The following is a 299-nucleotide window of genomic DNA, read 5'->3' on the forward strand; positions in this document are numbered from 1 at the left end:
GTGATCGTTAAAAAGAATACTTTAAATTTCATTAGATAAAACCCCTTTATAAGTTTATTAGAAAAGACGGCTGTAATAAGAAGCTTGACGTTCTTTTACTTCGTCCATAATAGTTTGAATGTGTTGCTCACGCAAAATCTCTTTCTGTGAAAGTTTACGTTTTTGAATGGTGATAGTTAAAAAGAATGCTTTAAATTTCATTAGATAAAACCCCTTTATAAGTTTATTAGAAAAGACGGCTGTAATAAGAAGCTTGACGCTCTTTTACTTCGTCCATAATGGATTGAATGTGTTGCTCA

General features: G+C 31.1%; 2 protein-coding genes. Both read right to left on the reverse strand.

Annotation, left to right across the window (positions count from 1 at the left end; all coding sequences use genetic code 11):
* Nucleotides 1-57 precede the first annotated feature (57 nt).
* Nucleotides 58-201, reverse strand: coding sequence for a YrzI family small protein (locus tag MR079_RS28650; RefSeq protein ID WP_000668966.1), 144 nt, complete (start codon nt 199-201; stop codon nt 58-60).
* Between the two features lie 25 nt (nt 202-226).
* A partial coding sequence (locus MR079_RS28655) for a YrzI family small protein (protein ID WP_242270105.1) occupies nt 227-299 on the reverse strand: 73 nt, incomplete at its 5' end.

It is taken from the genome of Bacillus cereus group sp. BfR-BA-01381 (assembly GCF_022663555.1).
GTDB lineage: Bacteria > Bacillota > Bacilli > Bacillales > Bacillaceae_G > Bacillus_A > Bacillus_A pacificus.

Bases quoted from the DNA above. Each gene is read 5' to 3' on its own strand.
- MR079_RS28650 (WP_000668966.1), bottom strand. From the start codon at position 201: ATGAAATTTAAAGCATTCTTTTTAACTATCACCATTCAAAAACGTAAA.